The sequence below is a fragment of the Altererythrobacter chaiwopuensis genome (assembly GCF_054957755.1).
Window position 1 is genome coordinate 157,577 of sequence record NZ_JBTXJG010000001.1, and the last position, 16,652, is coordinate 174,228.

At 62.3% G+C, this 16,652-nt stretch carries 14 protein-coding genes; 11 read left to right on the plus strand and 3 right to left on the minus strand.

Features of this window, described 5'->3' with window-relative positions; translation table 11 throughout:
* Window positions 1-2: 2 nt before the first annotated feature.
* A complete protein-coding gene (locus ACX2DJ_RS00850; RefSeq protein WP_462570445.1) occupies window positions 3-1,082 on the minus strand; it encodes a CaiB/BaiF CoA transferase family protein in 1,080 nt (359 codons plus the stop codon).
* 260 nt (window positions 1,083-1,342) lie between these two features.
* Between ACX2DJ_RS00850 and ACX2DJ_RS00855 the strand changes: the two genes are divergently transcribed.
* From ACX2DJ_RS00855 to wecB, 3 genes are read left to right on the plus strand one after another with little or no spacing between them, the layout of a single operon-like run.
* Window positions 1,343-2,608: a nucleotide sugar dehydrogenase gene (locus ACX2DJ_RS00855; RefSeq protein ID WP_462570446.1), complete on the plus strand. Its 1,266-nt coding sequence runs from the start codon at window positions 1,343-1,345 to the stop codon at window positions 2,606-2,608.
* On the plus strand, window positions 2,593-3,906 hold the full coding sequence (locus ACX2DJ_RS00860) for a glycosyltransferase family 4 protein (protein WP_462570447.1): 1,314 nt from the start codon (window positions 2,593-2,595) through the stop codon (window positions 3,904-3,906). Before ACX2DJ_RS00855 ends, ACX2DJ_RS00860 begins: the two co-directional genes overlap by 16 nt.
* A 10-nt stretch (window positions 3,907-3,916) precedes the next feature.
* Window positions 3,917-5,047 (plus strand): non-hydrolyzing UDP-N-acetylglucosamine 2-epimerase, encoded by a 1,131-nt coding sequence (gene wecB, locus ACX2DJ_RS00865; RefSeq protein ID WP_462570448.1) that lies wholly within the window; start codon window positions 3,917-3,919, stop codon window positions 5,045-5,047.
* A gap of 24 nt (window positions 5,048-5,071) precedes the next feature.
* Here wecB and ACX2DJ_RS00870 read toward each other — a convergent pair whose 3' ends face one another.
* Window positions 5,072-5,629 (minus strand): hypothetical protein, encoded by a 558-nt coding sequence (locus ACX2DJ_RS00870; RefSeq protein ID WP_462570449.1) that lies wholly within the window; start codon window positions 5,627-5,629, stop codon window positions 5,072-5,074.
* 184 nt (window positions 5,630-5,813) lie between these two features.
* Between ACX2DJ_RS00870 and ACX2DJ_RS00875 the strand changes: the two genes are divergently transcribed.
* The 8 genes from ACX2DJ_RS00875 (at window position 5,814) to ACX2DJ_RS00910 (ending at window position 15,203) form a co-directional block, all read left to right on the plus strand.
* A complete protein-coding gene (locus ACX2DJ_RS00875) occupies window positions 5,814-6,512 on the plus strand; it encodes a polysaccharide biosynthesis/export family protein (protein ID WP_462570450.1) in 699 nt (232 codons plus the stop codon).
* Window positions 6,513-6,525: 13 nt separating this feature from the next.
* Window positions 6,526-8,745: a GumC family protein gene (locus tag ACX2DJ_RS00880; RefSeq protein ID WP_462570451.1), complete on the plus strand. Its 2,220-nt coding sequence runs from the start codon at window positions 6,526-6,528 to the stop codon at window positions 8,743-8,745.
* A complete protein-coding gene (locus ACX2DJ_RS00885; protein WP_462570452.1) occupies window positions 8,742-9,662 on the plus strand; it encodes a glycosyltransferase family 2 protein in 921 nt (306 codons plus the stop codon). Before ACX2DJ_RS00880 ends, ACX2DJ_RS00885 begins: the two co-directional genes overlap by 4 nt.
* Before the next feature lie 62 nt (window positions 9,663-9,724).
* A complete protein-coding gene (locus ACX2DJ_RS00890) occupies window positions 9,725-10,993 on the plus strand; it encodes an O-antigen ligase family protein (protein ID WP_462570453.1) in 1,269 nt (422 codons plus the stop codon).
* The gene (locus ACX2DJ_RS00895) at window positions 10,990-11,865 is read left to right on the plus strand and encodes a DUF6492 family protein (protein WP_462570455.1); all 876 of its coding nucleotides are present in this window, start codon (window positions 10,990-10,992) and stop codon (window positions 11,863-11,865) included. Before ACX2DJ_RS00890 ends, ACX2DJ_RS00895 begins: the two co-directional genes overlap by 4 nt.
* On the plus strand, window positions 11,862-12,818 hold the full coding sequence (locus ACX2DJ_RS00900; protein ID WP_462570456.1) for a glycosyltransferase family 2 protein: 957 nt from the start codon (window positions 11,862-11,864) through the stop codon (window positions 12,816-12,818). The genes ACX2DJ_RS00895 and ACX2DJ_RS00900 overlap by 4 nt, the downstream gene beginning before the upstream one ends.
* A gap of 79 nt (window positions 12,819-12,897) precedes the next feature.
* Window positions 12,898-13,167 (plus strand): spike base protein, RCAP_Rcc01079 family, encoded by a 270-nt coding sequence (locus tag ACX2DJ_RS00905; RefSeq protein WP_462570457.1) that lies wholly within the window; start codon window positions 12,898-12,900, stop codon window positions 13,165-13,167.
* 101 nt (window positions 13,168-13,268) lie between these two features.
* A complete protein-coding gene (locus tag ACX2DJ_RS00910) occupies window positions 13,269-15,203 on the plus strand; it encodes a hypothetical protein (RefSeq protein WP_462570458.1) in 1,935 nt (644 codons plus the stop codon).
* A gap of 3 nt (window positions 15,204-15,206) precedes the next feature.
* Here the strand turns inward: ACX2DJ_RS00910 and ACX2DJ_RS00915 are convergent, their stop codons facing one another.
* On the minus strand, window positions 15,207-16,637 hold the full coding sequence (locus ACX2DJ_RS00915; RefSeq protein ID WP_462570459.1) for an oligosaccharide flippase family protein: 1,431 nt from the start codon (window positions 16,635-16,637) through the stop codon (window positions 15,207-15,209).
* Window positions 16,638-16,652: the final 15 nt, after the last annotated feature.

Sequence of the window (16,652 nt, forward strand, 5' to 3'; positions counted from 1 at the left end):
ATTCAGTCCTCCCGTGCCCACCGCGCGACGACATCAGCGCCGTCCATCCCGCTGTCACGGATCGTACCCGGTGTGCGGCTGAAGCGCGGCGCGGGCGCGGTATGCCACACGCCGTCACGTTCCACATAGGCTTCGCGCGCCTTCAGATGCGGATGCTCGCGCGCTTCGTCGAGCGGCAGAACTGCAGCGACGCAGGCATCGCTACCTTCAAGGATTTCGCACCATTCGGCCTGCGTCTTCGTCTTGAACAGCTCAGTGAGCCGATCAGCCATATCGCCCCAATTGGCCGGGTTGTCGCGCCCTTCGGCCAATTCGGTCGCACCGATCTTTTCCAGCAGTTCGGCATAGAATTGCGGTTCAAGCGCGCCCACTGAAATCTCGCGCCCGTCGGCGCATTCGTAGCAGCGATAGTAATGTGCCGCTCCGCCCAGCAAGCCATCGCCACGTTCGGTCTTGATGAAGCCGATCTGGCGGATACCGAAGAAGAAGCTCATCAGACTGGTCGTGCCATCGACAATCGCGGCATCGACCACCTGCCCCTTGCCCGATCGCTCGCGTTCGTAAAGCGCGGCCATGATCCCGAAGGCGCAATACATCGACCCGCCGCCGAAATCGCCGACCAGGTTCTGCGGCGGGATCGCCGGTTCTCCCTTCTTGCCCACCGCTGCAAGCGCGCCGGTGATCGCGATATAGTTGATGTCATGGCCGGCAGCATGGGCAAGCGGCCCCTGCTGGCCCCAGCCGGTCATGCGTGCGTAAACCAACCGCGGGTTGAGCGCGAGCAATTCGTCCGGCCCAAGCCCCAGCCGTTCCATCACGCCTGGACGGAACCCTTCCAGCAAGACGTCGGCATGTGCCGCCGCATCGCGGCAGAACTGCCGACCTTCATCGCTTTTGACGTCCACCGCAACGCGGTGCCGGGCGCGCTCGACCACGGGATTGAGGATTCGCCCTCCCTGGCGTTCGATCCGCACGACTTCCGCACCAAGATCAGCGAGCAGCATGGCGACATGCGGACCCGGGCCGATCCCGACAAATTCGACGACTTTCAAACCTGTCAACGGACCGTTCGATTGCGGCATGTTCCTTCTCCCTGATCTCGGCTGATTCTGCATGGCGCGCCCGCACCGCCGTTGCAAGCCTATACAGACCGCTGCGGTAGGGCCGAAAAAGATAGGAAAACGCGGGCGGGCGCTTGCGCTCTGCGCGGCCGCTTGATACGCATAAATACGTAGTGAAATAACGAGAAAAGCAAAACGGGTCTGCTTTACATTGTTTCCCATGAAAGGCCCGCAAGGGGGCTTGATTTCGGACTGCCAGGCACTTGCGCTGGCGGTTACCGGTGAGAATTGCCGTATTCGGGCTTGGCTATGTGGGCAGTGTGGCCGTGGGCTGCCTTGCCAGCCAGGGGCACAGCGTCATCGGTTTCGACATTGACGAAACCAAGGTCGCGGCGATCAATGCGGGCAACTCGCCGATAATCGAGCCGGGTCTCGATAAGCTGATTGCCGAAGCCGCGCGATCGGGCAAATTGTCTGCCGCGACCGAAGCCGAAGGCAAGCTCGACAGCTGCGACATTGCCTTTGTATGCGTTGGCACGCCAAGCGCCGATGACGGCAGCCACGACCTCACACAAATTGTCCATGCCACGCATGCCATCGCGCGCGCTGTCGCTTCGGGCAATGGCGCAAGGCTGACCATTGCCTATCGCTCGACCTTTCGCCCGGGCACCTGCGAAGAGATCATCCTGCCGATCTTTCGCGAGCACCTGGGCCATGCGGCCGATGATCGGGTTGAGATCGTGCATCATCCCGAATTCCTGCGCGAGGCACAGTCGGTAAGCGATTTCTTCAATCCGCCCAGGGTGGTGATTGGCACGTTTGACGGGGGCCCATCAGCTCGCTTGCTGGAACTCTACGCCGGCGCGGCGGCACCTGTGTTCCACGTCGGCATCCGCGAAGCCGAAATGATAAAGTTCATGGACAACGCCTGGCATGCGGCCAAGGTTGTCTTCGCCAATGAAATCGGCCGTGTCTGCGAGGGTTTCGATGTGTCCGCGCAGAGCCTGCACGAGGTTTTCCTTGCCGACGGCAAGCTCAATCTTGGCCCGGCATATCTGCGCCCTGGCGCCCCCTTCGGTGGATCGTGCCTGCCAAAGGATGTGCGCGCATTGCGCCGGATCAGCGCCGAAGCGGGCATCGCCACCCAGCTGGTCGACGCCTTGCTCGCCAGCAATGATACGCACAAGGACCGGCAATTCGAACTGGCCCAGTCGGGTCTCGAGCCCGGTGCCAGCGTGCTGCTGGTCGGGCTGGCGTTCAAGCCGGGGACCGACGATCTGCGCGAAAGCCCGCAGGTCGATCTGGCGCGGCGAATGATCGCGGCCGGGTTCAAGCTCGACATTTTCGATCCGCATGTCGTGCCTGAGCGGTTGGTGGGACAGAACCTGCGTTTTGCCGAGGAACAGATCCCCGATCTTTCCGCGCGCATGATCAACAAGGCGCAAGCTGAAACTGGGCGCTATGCCAGAGTGCTGTCAGGCAACAAGCTGATCGACGAGCTGAATGTCGATCCGAAAGGGGTGGTGGCGCTATGTACCATCCGCTGAGCCCCCGCGCGCTTGGCGTCCATGAAGGGATTCCCGACCTGATCCCGGGAGAACCGCTGGCCGGGAAATCGGTGCTGATCATTGTCGAGAACCTGCCAGTGCCGTTCGATCGCCGCGTGTGGCAGGAAGCGCGCACGCTCAAGGCCGCCGGTGCGCAAGTCTCGGTCATCTGCCCTGTTGGGCGCGGGTTCGACCAGCTGCGCGAGACAATCGACGGGATCGAGATTTACCGTCACCCGCTGCCGCTGGAGGCGAGCAGGCTTGGCGGCTTCATCCTCGAATATGGCGCGGCGCTTTATTGGCAGGCGCGGCTGGCCTGGAAAATCTGGCGCAGGCAACGCTTTGACATCGTGCACGGGTGCAATCCGCCCGACATGATCTTCCTGATCGCGTTGATGTTCAAGCCGTTCGGCGTCAAATATATCTTCGATCATCACGACATCGTGCCCGAACTGTTCGAAGCGAAGTTTGGCAAGCGCGGTGTTTACTGGGGCCTGGCGCGCTTGCTCGAATGGCTCACCTTCCGCACGGCGAATATCTCGATCGCGACCAATGACAGCTATCGCCGGATCGCGATCGAGCGCGGCGCCATGTCGCAGGGCAAGGTCCATATTGTCCGCTCCGGGCCCGACCTTGCGCGCCTGCGGCCGGTGGAGCCGGTCGCGCAGTGGAAGAACGGGCGCGATCACATGGTCGGCTATGTCGGCGTTATGGGCGAACAGGAGGGGATCGACCTGCTGATCGATGCAGCCGAGCATCTCATCCGGACCATGCAGCGCCGCGACATCCAGTTTTGCCTGGTTGGCGGCGGCCCCTCGCTGCAAGCGCACCGGCAAGCGGTGGAGGCGCGCGGGCTGGCCGAATTCATCACCTTCACCGGCAGCGTGCCCGATCAGGACCTGATCGAAGTGCTTTCGACCATGGATCTGGGGGTGAATCCCGACCGCGTCAACGCCATGAACGACAAGTCGACCATGAATAAAGTGCTGGAATATATGGCAATGTCGAAACCGCTTGTGCAGTTCGACGTTACCGAGGGGCGTCGTTCGGCCGAGGGTGCATCGCTTTACGCGAGGCCCAATGACCCGGTCGACCTGGCAGTCAAGATTGCCGAGTTGGTGGACGATCCTGATCGCCGCAGCGCCATGGGGCAAATCGGGCGCGAACGGATCGAGCAGGAGCTTCACTGGAACCGCCAGATCGCGCCGCTGCTGGCGGCCTATCGCAATGCGCTGAGCAGCAGCGAAGGCGAGCCATCCGCAGTTGCCGATGCGCCAATGCAAGCCGAAAACGGGTGAAGCTGGCTGCGTGAGCCGCCCCCGCATCCTTGTCACCTTCGGCACCCGGCCAGAGGCGATCAAGATGTTTCCGGTGATCGAGGAATTGCGAAAGCTTGATCGCTTCGACCTGCGCGTGGCGGTGACTGCGCAGCACCGCGAACTGCTCGACCAGGTGCTCGTTCTCGCGGGAATCGTGCCGGACATCGATCTCAACCTGATGGAAGAGGCGCAAAGCCTTGACCGGCTGGCTGCGCGGATCATTTCCGAATTCGGTGCCGCGCTTGATCGCGTCCGCCCCGATCGGGTGCTGGTCCATGGCGATACGCTGACCACAGCCATGGCCACGCTGGCCTGCTATTTCCGGAAAATCCCGGTCGGGCATGTCGAGGCGGGCCTGCGCAGCGGCAACATCTACTCGCCTTGGCCGGAAGAGGCCAACCGCAAGCTCACCGGGATCATTGCCGACCTGCATTTTGCCCCCACCGCGCGCGCCGCTGATGCATTGCGAAGCGAGAACGTGAGCCCGGAACGCATTTACGTGACCGGAAATACTGCCATCGACGCCTTGCTGCGGTGCCGACAGATCATGGCGGCACAGGCAGAGTACGACAGCGAAATGGTCGCGCTCGCCAACCGGTTCGCAGGACGGCGTATCATTGCCGTCACGGCGCATCGGCGCGAGAATTTCGGTGCGGGAATGCACCAGATCGCCGCCGCACTGCGTATGCTTGCCAGGCGCGAAGATGTGGCCATCGTCTATCCCGTCCACCCCAATCCCAATGTGCGGCAGGTAATGCAGCAGGCACTCTCGGGCGTGGAGAACATCGCCTTGCTTGCACCCCTGGACTATGTCGATTTCGTGCGGATGATGGAACTGAGCCATTTCATCCTGACAGACAGCGGCGGAATCCAGGAAGAGGCGCCGAGCATGGGCAAGCCGGTGCTTGTGATGCGTGGCGAGACCGAGCGCAGCGAGGCTGTCGAAGCCGGCACTGCACGCCTGGTTGGTGCGCAATTCGATTCGATCGTTCGCGAGGCGAGCCGCCTGCTGGATGACCCGGCAGCCTATGCCGCGATGGCGCAAGCAGCCAATCCCTTTGGCGATGGACGGGCCGCGCAGCGCATCGCGCACATATTGGCCGAGCACCATCCGGCATAGCCGGGCACGGTGCCCTGAGCGTTATCAGTTGCTGTTCGGCTGCCGCGCAAACCGGAGCGCCGCGATCAGCGCAATCGTGCTCAAGCCCAGATCGAGCAGCCAATTGATCCGCACCGGGCCGAGAGTTGGGGCAAACAGGATTTTGTCGATGCTGTGGAGCGAGATCAGCCGCAGCACAATCAGCGCCATCATCCCGGCAATTGCCAGCCGCATCCATTCGATCGCGGCGGCCGAGCTTGATGACCCGCGGCGGGAAATCCGCTGCAGGCTCGCCGTAACCAGTGCCGCCCCGCCAATGATCGCCGCGAGCGACAGGGGCAGCTGGATCGACCGTCGGACATCATTCAGGTCAAGGCCTGCCAGTCCCTCGCGCAGCAGCGCCCGTAGCAGGTCTTCCGCCGCAACCAGCCGCAGACCGGCGAACAGGAAGAAGAAGGCAGCTGCCACAAACCAGCTGCGGCGCAGGCTGAACCCGTGACCATCGGCGGTCGATTGGCGGGCCGCCAGCACGCTTGCCGCCGCCACCACGAGGTAGAACCCTGCGCCTGCGAGGCTCAAGGCCGAGGGGGCATGTGCGTTCAAGATAGGACCCTTTGTCTTCCAGATACCCGATATCGACAGAAATATTCCGGGCCTGGCCGCAAGTGAGGCATTTTGCCTGGCGCTACCAACAGGAATCTCTCTGATTCGGTTGCGACTTACCAAGGCGCACATTAATCGGATACCGGGCAATTCGGATAAAACAGAATCAGGTCAGCAACTTGCCATGCGGTTTAATGGTTCCATTCCGGTTGCAATCATCACGCTGGTGCTGGCGGCTTGCGGCGCCACGCCCGGCCCGCGGATCGGCCCCGCTGCGGAGGCCCCGATCGATAGCCTTGGCCAATCGGCTTATTCGACCCAGATCGACCCGGTCTATCGCCTGCGTCCTTCGGATACTGTCGCCATTACGGTATTTCGCGAGCCGGATCTCTCGCTGGAAAAAGTGACGATCGCGGCAGACGGGACGATCTCGGTTCCGCTGGCAGGCAGCATCAAGGCTGACGGGCGCACCACTGCGGAAATCGAGCACGAAATCGTCGAGGCGCTGCGCGGCGCCGGCCTCAAACGCCCGATCGCAAGTGTCAACATTGTGGAATATGCCTCGCACCTTGTCACGGTCGAAGGCGGAGTGGAGGAACCCGGTGTCTATCCGTTCCAGCCAGGGGCAAGGCTGTCATCGGCAATCGCGCTTGCCAATGGGCCCAGCCGTGTTTCCAGGCTGAACGAAGTTGTGGTGTTTCGGCAGGTCGATGGCGGAACCGCGGTTGCCCTGTTCGATTACCGGGCAGTGAGCCAGGGCACCATGCTCGATCCGGTGATCCAGCCGGGAGACCGGGTGGTCGTGGGCATATCCAGCCTGTCACAGTTCTGGCAGGATCTGATCCGGGCACTGCCCGCGTTCGGCCTGTTCACCAACATCTGACCGAGGCGGACGGATGAACGCGCAGCAAGCCGATCATATGCCAGCAAGCGCCCCGGCGGGCGATTGGATCGGCCACCCTGATGAAGCCCGCGACATGGCGCTTGAATTCAGGCGCGGCAGAATGATCGACATGGACCTGCTGCGCGGTTTCCTGTTCCGCCAGCGGATCGTTATCATCGCAACCATTGCCCTGGCCTTGCTTGGCGGACTGATCGTTACTCTGGTCACCACACCGGTCTATCGGGCCGAAGCCACCACCTATGTCGAGCCGGACGGTAATACCATCGTCGAAGGGCAGGATCTGGCCCCGCGGGTCGCATCGAACCAGGTTTACCAATATCTGGAAACGCTGGGCGAAGTGATCGAGAGCCGCAAGATGGCGGGGACGGTGGTCGATGCGCTGAAGCTCTACGACAGGCCCGAATTCTTCGGCGAGGATATCGATAAATCGCGCCCCGAAGGTATCACAGACGAGCAATGGGCCGGACAGAAAAGGGAACTCGCCACGGCCCAGGTCCAGGCCAATGTCTCGGCGGAGATTCCGGTCAACAACCGCATCATTGCGATCCGCTACAGCGACGGCGACCCGGCGATGGCGGCGATGATCGCCAATGCCTATGCCCGCAACTTCGCGGTGAGTGACAATGCCCGCCGGCTGGAAGCCAACGCCTATGCACTCGAATATCTGAGCGGGCAGATTTCGCAGACACGAGCGAAACTGCAGGATGCCGAACTTGCGGCCAATGCCTATGCCCGCAGCAACCGAATTATCAGTTCATCAACCGGCCAGACCAACTCCGTGCCGTTTGGCAACGACAATTCACCCACCATCACAGCGGCCAATCTGGCTAGCGTGAACGCAGGCTATACCGAAACGCGCGCCAACCGGATCGCGCTTGAACAGCGTTGGCTTGCGATAAAGGATGTCCCCGCCGGGCAGATTTCCGAAGTGCAGCAAAGCCAGGTTTTGCAAGACCTTTCTGCTGAGCGGACGCGAGTGGCCGCCGAGCTTGCCGATTTGCGCGAGCGCTATGACGAAAGCTTTCCGCAGGTCGCCGAACTCGCTGCCAAGCGGGCCGAGCTTGACCGGCAGATCGCCCGCACCGGCGCCGATATAAAGTCCGCCCTCGAAAACGAATTCCGTATTGCGTCGCGGCAAGAACGCGCGCTCGCGGGTGAGCTTGAGCGGATCTCGCAGGAATCGCTGGCGGAACAGGATCGCAAGGTACGCTTCGGTATGCTCGATCGCGAAGCCGGGGCGCTGCGGCTGCAGCTTGCTGCCTTGCTTGACCGTTACAATGACATCGCAGCGGCCGAAAATGTCCAGGCAGGGTCAATCACCTTGCTCGATTCCGCCGTCATTCCCGCAACGCCGGCTTCTCCCAGCCTGATGCGCAACCTGCTGATCGCGCTGGTGCTTGGCTCCGGGCTGGCACTGACGCTGGCGATCCTGCGCGAAGTGCTCGATGACCGACTACGCAGCCTCGAAGATGTCGAAGCCAAGTTCGGGGTTCCCCTGATCGGGCACACGCCGTTCATTGACGGCACGCGGATCGAAGAGGAGATCAGCAAGCCTTATGGGGCGCTGCTCGAATCCTATTCCTCGATTGTCTCGACGCTGGACTATATCCTGCCGCGCGAAGGCCAGGTGTTGCAGTTCACCAGCAGCCAGGCTTCGGAAGGCAAGACCACCACCGCCAAGGTGGTGGCCGAACGTTACGCCCAGCTTGGGCGCAAGACGCTGCTCATTGACGCCGATTTGCGCCGCCCCGCACTGGCCGCAGAATTTGGCCATGAGCGGCCCGATTGCGGGCTGACGGAAGTTCTGCTGGGGCATTGCGACCTTCAGGCCGCACTGCTGCCCGGAACGCCCGAAAATCTGGATGTGCTGGCGGTGGGCAAGGTTCCCCCAAATCCGGTGGATCTGCTGTCATCCGACGCACTGGGCGCATTTATCGCCCAGCTACGGCCGCATTATTCGCGCATCATCCTGGACACATCGCCGGTGATGGGAATTGCCGATGCGCCGCTGCTGGCGCGCCATGCCGACGGCACGGTGTTCATCGTCGAAGCGAACCGCGTCCACTTCGGCCAGGCGCGCGCGTCGCTGCGCCGCCTGCAAGCGGTGGGTGCCAGGGTATGCGGCATCGTGCTGACCAAATATCGCGCACTCGAAGCTGGCCAATCCTATGGCTACGAATACCGATATTACAGCTATTCGGCAGAGCAATGAATGGCGCTGCGCGCGCAGGGGCACCTCAGGCGGGCGACCTGACGGCGGCAACACCCGCCTTTTCGATCGTGATCCCTGCGCATGATGAAGAGGCAGTGATCGCCCGGTGCCTTGAGGCAATCCGGGCTGATCGGCCCGCACATGCTGCGGCGGAAATCATCGTGGCGGTCAACGGAAGTTCTGATCGCACAGCCTGCATTGCCCGCGAGATTGCACCGGAGGCCCGGGTAATCGAACTGCCGCGAGCATCAAAGGCGCATGCGATCAACCGCGGCTTCACCATGTGCACTCACGCCATCCGGCTAGTGGTAGATGCCGATGTCATCACCAGCTACCGCGCACTGGCCGCCACTGCACAAGCTCTTGCCCAACCCGGCGTAATGGCGGCATCGCCCGCGATTGCGATCGAGCTGAGCCGATCGAGCGCGCCCGTGCGGGCCTATTACAGGGTGTGGGAAAGCCTGCCCTATGTCACCCAGCGGCTGGTCGGCGGCGGGGTCTATGGACTTTCGCAAGCGGGTTATCGCGCGTTGGGCGAGATGCCCGATATCATCGCCGACGATCTCTATGTGCGAACGCGTTTCAGTTTCGAGGCGCGCCGGTGCGTTGCCGCCGACGCCGCGGGGATTCCGATTTCAACGACCATCTATCCACCCCGCAATATGCGTGACCTGATCCGCACCGAGGCGCGGCGGCTGCGCGGCAAACGGCAGGTTGACCGTCGCTTCGCCACAGCTGAAACCGGCACCATCAACGGCGGCCGTGCGTTGGTCGGCGCAATCAGGCAGGGCGCAAGCTTGTCAGACGTTGCAACTTATGTCGCGGTCAAGCTGCTGGCAAAAGCCCTCCATGGCTGGCACCGGATCAATGGCCGGCAGGGCTGGAGCCGCGATTTGTCATCGCGGGTGATGCGATGAGGAATCAGGCAACTCCGCCTGCTCAAGTGGCACCGTTACAGGGGCGCTGGCAGGGATTGCGCTTGCCCGCCATACCCGGGCACATCTGGCCAGCAATCATTGTCGCCTATGCAGTGCTTCTCCCACGCGAGTTTTCGATCTCGATCGCCGGGGCGGCGTTCTATCCCTATCGGCTCGCCCTGTTTGGCGTGCTCCCCTTCATCGTGGGCAGCCTGTTCAAGCATCAGTTGCGCCTTCACCCGATCGACGCGGTGGCAGGGTTTGTTGCGCTGTGGGTGGTGGTGGCGCTGATCGCGAACGAACCGCTCCTGCGCGCGCTTGAGGCCGGGCTTGCGCTGAGCCTTGATTTCAGCCTCGCCTATCTGCTGGGCAGGGTCACGCTGCGGCGCGCCGATGACTTGCGCTGCCTGCTGGTGGCACTGCTGCCGGGTCTGATAATGGTCGTGGCGGTGCTGATGGCAGAGGCATTGGCGGACCGGCAAATTCTCAGGCCGCTGGTGGCAGAGCTGGCCGGATTGCCGCCGCCCGAGGTCTATGATGAAGAGCGGCTGGGCCTCTACCGCGCGACCGGCCCGTTCCCGCACCCCATTCTGGGCGGGGTGCTGCTTGCGACCCTGCTGCCAATGATGTGGTTCGCGCTCGACGACTGGCGCCTGCGGATGATCGGGATTGTGGTTGCGAGCGGCATGATCTTTACTGTCAGCAGCGCGGCCATTCTGGCCTATCTGGGCTGCGCCGGGTTGATCGCGCTTTACCTCGCTCAGCGATGGAGCGGGCTGCCGCTGCATCTGATTGCCGGCGTAGCGGTGCTGTTGATGCTGGGCGCAATCATGGTCCTGTCCGATTCGGGCTTGCTGTCCTTTTTCGGTCGCTACCTGTCGCTGTCACCCGCATCGGGCAATTGGCGCATTCTGATCTGGCAATATGCCACTGCCGAGACATTGGCCAATCCGCTGTTCGGGATCGGCCTGCGCGACTGGTCGCGCCCGGTCTGGATGTACACCGATTCGATCGACGCCCACTTCCTGCTGTGGTCGATGCGGTTCGGACTTCCCGCCGGTATCGGTGTGCTCGTTGTCATGCTCGGCTCTGCCCTGTTGTTGCTGCTTAATGCGCGGTTTCAGACGCCGCGCGCGCGGCTGGTTTCGCTCGGTCTGGCGTTCACCCTGCTGACGATCGTGTTCAGCGGGTTTACCGTTACACTGCTTGAAGGCGTGGGTGCATGGATGCTGATGCTCAGCGGAATGGCGGTGAGCCTGGGAACGCCGCCGCCCGGGCTGCGTAAGGCGCAGGCCCGTGTCCATTTGCGGCGCCGGGTTGAACAAGAATGACGCAGTTCGCACTGGTCACGAAAACCTATCGCGGCGATCTTGATCTGTTTGCCGGGCTATGCCGCACCATCGACCGGCACATGCCGGACGTGCAGCATTATGTGCTGGTCGACAGCGCTGACGTGGCGCTGTTCGCGGGGTTCGCGACCGCTCGGCGCCAAGTGGTCGATTGCGCCGAGCTGTTGCCTCAGCTGCGTGAATTCAACCTGCCCGGGTACCGTTTGTGGCGGCGTGCGCCCTTCACGCTTGTGCGCGGCTGGATCTACCAGCAACTGGCCAAGATCGCCTTTGTTGCCGGGATGCAGGAACAGGCCGCAGTGCTCGTCGATAGCGACTTGCACCTGCTGAATGCGATCACACAGGAACATGTGTTTTGCGAGGGGCGCCCGCGGCTCTATCGCAATCCGGGCGGCGGGCGCGGCAAGCACCACCGCAAATGGCACCGCATTGCGCAAGCGACGCTTGGCCTGCCGCAAACCGGCTATCAGGGGTTCGACTACATCGGCCAGGGCGTGGTCTGGTCCCCCAGCGTCGTGCGCGAAATGATCGCCCGGATCGAGGCGGTTTCGCATAGGCCCTGGCTGGATGTGCTGGCGGGACGATTCCGCTTCTCCGAATATCTGCTCTACGGGGTATTCTGCGACCAGTTCGAAGGCCCGCACCAGCAATGCGTTTGCCCTTCGGACGAGAGCTTCTGGCACATGTCCTGGCATTATGATTTGACCAGCAAGGCCGGGACCGATGCATTCTTGGCTGCAATTGCCCCGCAGCATATCGGGCTGTTGATCCAGTCCAACCTTGGCCTGGACCTGGCGCGACGGGATGCGATCATCGCGCACATCGAACAGAAATATCGCGGACACGGCCAGTGACCTGCGGCAAGCCCGATGTGAGCGTGCTGATAGTGGGCTATCATTCGCAGGAGTTTCTGCCTTCATGCCTGACAGCGCTTGAAAGGGCGAGCGCTGGATTGAACAGCGAATTATTGTTCATCGACAATGGCGACGAGGAATCGGAGGCTTTGGTCAGTCAGCTATGCCCGGCTGCGCGCATTGTTCCCGGGCAAGGCAATATCGGCTTTGGGGCAGCCAACAATCTGCTTGCCAAGCAAGCGCAGGGCCGCTGGCTGCTGTTGCTCAATCCCGATACCGAGATCGCCCCCGGCGCGATCGGGTATCTGCTGGAGGCGGCGCGCACCCACCCGGAATTCGGCATTTTGGGCGGAATGACGATAACCGATCGCGACACCGGCAGCCTGCTGCCGCCGCTTTCCCCGCCCGGGCCGGGCACGGCGATCAGGGGAATGTTCGGGGCAGCACGGCAACAATGGAAGCTATCCGGGAACGAGCAGCTTGTGCCCGTCCAGGTAACCAGTGGCGGCTTTATGCTGATCGAGCGCGATGTGTGGAGGCGGCTGGGCGGCTTCGACGAACGCTTCTTCCTCTACGGCGAAGACTTTGACCTTTGCACCAGGGCGGGGAACATTGGCGTGGGAGTTGGAATTGTCCCTCATGCGAAGGCATTTCACGCAATCGGCGGCGGGGCACCTTATTCCCCGCAGCGACTGACCAGCCAGATGCGCGGCAATGCCACCTATGTCCGCAAGCATTATCGCCAGCCCGCTGGCACGCTGGTGCTGGCGCTGCTGTGGCTGTCTGTCTGCGTGCGCATGTTTGGCGCCATGCTGCTTCAGCTTGGCAGCGAGCATTATCGCCAGATGTTTCGCGGCTATGTTCCCCTGGCTTTGAAACCGCAGCGCTGGTTCGCGGGCTACAGCGACACAAAGTGCACTGAAACGACCAGAGACCGCGAATTTAGAACCTGATTGGTTACAACAGTATTTTTCATTTTCCTACATGGTACATGATTCGGTAGGCACTCCAGCGAAATCAACGGAGTGAACCATGCCACAGGACAATTTCCAGACTACTACCGAAAGCCTTACCGCGCCCGCCAAGATCTGCTTCGAGATCACGCCCGACGATCTTGCCGAGGTGTCTCAGGTGACCAAGGCAATCTATGTCGGTGGCGGCGGCGACGTGAGGCTGCGCGCGCTCGACGGGCCGGGCGATGTCACCTTCGCCAATGTTCCTTCAGGCGCGATCCTGGACGTGCGGGTGATCGCGGTCCGGGCCGTCGGCACCACCGCCTCTGGCATCGTGGGCCTGGCCTGATGGGCCGGTTCGGCTTAGGGTTTCCCGCAGGGCGACGGCGGCGCCTGCCGGGCGGCGAACCAGCGATTGCGGCCGTCGTTCCAGGCCCGCAATGGAACGGGATGGCTGCGAGCGGGTTCTCCGTGACCCCGACTGATCCAGTGCGGACCACAGCCAAGCCCGCGATCAGGCTGCTCGCACCGCCCGACCAGTTCTTTACCGACACGGTGACGATCGGCGTGCTGGCCATGGCCAACAATGGCGGCTCGCTGCTCAACAATCTCGGGCTAAATTATGTCCGGGTGCATTATGAGGGCACGGTCCACGATATTACCGCCCCCACCCTGCGCAGCTTCACCGACGTCAACGGTGTGCAGCGGACATATCTCGGCTGGTGGATCACGCTGCAGCACAGCGGCACCAGCGGCGCGGCGCAGCTCTATTTCGAAGCTGTGCCCAAGGATGCGGCCATGCAGAGCCGCGTGATTGGGCCTTACACGTTCCACCCAACCGCAACCCTGCATGATTTCGAGCTCGAAGTGGCTGCTACTCCCGCGACTATCGTTGGTGCGCGCTACAAGACGATTTACGAAGCCACCGCCTATCTTGTTGCACAAGGTGCCCAAAACCCGCGCATCACCGTGACCGAGACGGCGGATTACGATATGCTGATCTGGCACAGCGGCTATCAGGGCGCGGGCTATTGCACCGTTGAAGCCACCGTCCCGATCACGATCAGGAAGCCCCCGCATGTCGCTGGCGCAAATTCGCTGCTGCGCCCCCGCTATGACGGGATGTGGTTCAAGGGCAGCAACATCACCTTCGACTTCGCCAATGTGGGCAACATCTACCATGAGGCTGCTACTTGGCGGCAGCATGTGTTCGAAGGGGTCAATTTCACGGACAGCAGTGGCCGTTCGGCGCTGTGGCTCAAGGGGCAGCGGCCCACGCCCTATATCGCGCGCGACAACCCCTATTACCTCGAATGCAGCGTCTCCCACATCCAGAACGCCTTCCTCAATGCCTCGCTGGTTCGCGGGTGCACCTATAGCGACGGCGGTTTTGACGTGTTTTCCAATGCGCGTTGTGCCGTGTCCAATAGGGTTACAGGCCACCACGATCAGATCCTGCGCGCACCCATCGATGCAATGACGGTGCATTACACTGGCGCAGCCGCCACCGCCACGATCGAACTTTCAGGTGCCAGCGACACCAACAACCGCGTGCTGACGGTGAAGGAAGATGGCGTCACAGCCTCTAGCTTCACCCTCAAGAATACCGAAGCGGACTTCACCACCGGCACCAATTACGATGTGGCTGATGTGGTGGCCTGGCTCAATGGCTTGGCCGGTTGGTCTGCCACGCTCCTTGACGATACACGCAGGGCAACCGCGCTTTCGCATGTATCGGCGGGTTCGTTGGGGGCCGCTTTTGCCGCAATCGACGCCAAGAGTGCGCCCGTTACCCTGCATACTGTGTTCGACCCGCATGGCGATGTGTGGACGTTGGATAATACCATCCCTGAAAACGCCATCGCCTTCGCCAACCTGCTGCACGGCAACTTCGTCCCCTCGATCAATTTCGGCAATAGCCAGCATCGCGACCAGTTCTTCGTCAATAACACAACCGAAACCGACGAGGTGCTGGACCCGTTCTTCTTCAACATGATCAGCCAGTGGAGCAAGCCCAGCAGCCATGTGGTGGTGGCGCACAACAGCTTCGCCAATCATCGGCTGCTGATCCGCCCTAGCATGGGCATGACAGCCGATGGCTTCTGCCTGCTGGCCAACAACACCATGTCGAAAATCGAGTGGGAGGGGACGCCGCAGCCCAACCTGACCATTGCCGACAACCACCTGCACACCGGCTCGGTCGCGCCAAGTGGGGCTACGGGAACGACCATCGGCGGCGACAAGGCAAGCCTGTTCGTCGATGCGACTGGCGGCAACTTCGCTCCTGCGGGCGAGCTGCTGGCGAACACAAAAACGCCGCGCCTCAAGCACGACATGCTCGGCAGGCTTCGCGGCTCGTCGGCGGCTGCGGGAGCTGTCGCCTAGCGGCTAATCCGCCCCGCGCACAAGCTGGCGTGCTTCGGACAGGATCGGATGCCGGCTGGCGGCCACGGCCGCCAGCCACACCGCCGCCGCGACCAGGCACAGCACAGCCATCAGGCCCGACTCGCCAAGTTTGCCCCGCAGCAATTCGAGCATGGCCCAGCTGGCAAGGCCGGTGATCAGCGCGACGAATGCGCTCCTCATGCTCGTTCGCGCCAACTCACTCAGCCGCAGCCCGATCGCCTGATGGAGCAAGCGCTGATGCACCGCGAAACCGAACAGGGCGGCAAGCACGGCGGCACCCGCAACTGCCGCTGCATTGATCTGCGCTGCCGCCACCAGCATCACCAGATAGGGTAGCTGCAACCACACTTCGCGGTTGAGTATCTGCCGGGTCTGGCCGATGGCGGCGTGCAATTGCTGCGACAGGCCGCTGGCGGCATAGACCAGCCCGCCTGCACACAATATCTGCATCAGCGGGGCGGCGGGCAACCATTCGCGCCCGAACAATGTAAGGGTTAGCGGCTGGGCAACCACGATCAGCCACACCAGCGCGGGCCAGGTGAATACGGTGAGCAGGCTGGTCGCGTGAAGATAATTCTGCCTGAGCAGCGTGCGATCGCCGCGCACGCCCGCAAATTGCGCCAGCACGATCGGATGAACGGCACCCTCGATGCCGGAACGCAGCAACTGCATCACCATCCGCCCGCGATTGTAAAAGGCCGTCACCGCCAAACCCTGATACGCGCCCAGCATCAGCGAGGTCACCGATACCGATAGTGTGATTGCCAGATGGGCGCCGGTATAGGGCAGGCAATAGGCGATCACTTCGCGCGCGCCATCGCGAAACGGTGGCACAAAGCGAAACCCGCGCTTGACCCGCGCGATGCCGGCCAATTCGGTGGCGCCCTCTGCCAGCACGCCCCAGGCCAGCGCTTCAGGCCCCCATCCGGCGGCGAGCAGGCCCACAGTCAGTAGCAGCTTGGCGAGCGCCCCGCCCAACCTGATCGCCGCGATTTCACCATGGCGCATGTCGCGTGCCAGCACCGCCATGGGCACCAGCGAGAACGGGCGGATCACGAAGCTGAAGCTCATGATCAGCAGACAATTGGCAATCTCCGGCGCGGGATAGCTGGCGAAAAAGATGGCGCTGGCAATGAGGCACACCGCGAGGCCCAGAGCCGAGCTTGACGCCGAAACGAACATCACCGACCTTAGCGCATCAGGCGAAATCCCGCCGCGCTGGATGACATAGTTCTGGAGCTGGAAATCGCGCACCGGCAATGTCAGCAAGATCACTGCATAGGCCATCAGATAGCTGCCCACCTGATCGGGCGGCAGGATACGCGAGGCGATCACCACCAGCGCGAGCGAAATCAGGAGCTGCCCGAAATAGGCTAGGCTCGACTGGACCAGAGATTTACCGACCTTGGGCATCAGCCGCGCCGCCCC

Bases quoted from the DNA above. Each gene is read 5' to 3' on its own strand.
- ACX2DJ_RS00850 (WP_462570445.1), bottom strand. From the start codon at position 1,082: ATGCCGCAATCGAACGGTCCGTTGACAGGTTTGAAAGTCGTCGAATTT.
- ACX2DJ_RS00860 (WP_462570447.1), top strand. From the start codon at position 2,593: ATGTACCATCCGCTGAGCCCCCGCGCGCTTGGCGTCCATGAAGGGATT.
- ACX2DJ_RS00875 (WP_462570450.1), top strand. From the start codon at position 5,814: ATGCGGTTTAATGGTTCCATTCCGGTTGCAATCATCACGCTGGTGCTG.
- ACX2DJ_RS00880 (WP_462570451.1), top strand. From the start codon at position 6,526: ATGAACGCGCAGCAAGCCGATCATATGCCAGCAAGCGCCCCGGCGGGC.
- ACX2DJ_RS00885 (WP_462570452.1), top strand. From the start codon at position 8,742: ATGAATGGCGCTGCGCGCGCAGGGGCACCTCAGGCGGGCGACCTGACG.
- ACX2DJ_RS00895 (WP_462570455.1), top strand. From the start codon at position 10,990: ATGACGCAGTTCGCACTGGTCACGAAAACCTATCGCGGCGATCTTGAT.
- ACX2DJ_RS00905 (WP_462570457.1), top strand. From the start codon at position 12,898: ATGCCACAGGACAATTTCCAGACTACTACCGAAAGCCTTACCGCGCCC.
- ACX2DJ_RS00910 (WP_462570458.1), top strand. From the start codon at position 13,269: ATGGCTGCGAGCGGGTTCTCCGTGACCCCGACTGATCCAGTGCGGACC.
- ACX2DJ_RS00915 (WP_462570459.1), bottom strand. From the start codon at position 16,637: ATGCCCAAGGTCGGTAAATCTCTGGTCCAGTCGAGCCTAGCCTATTTC.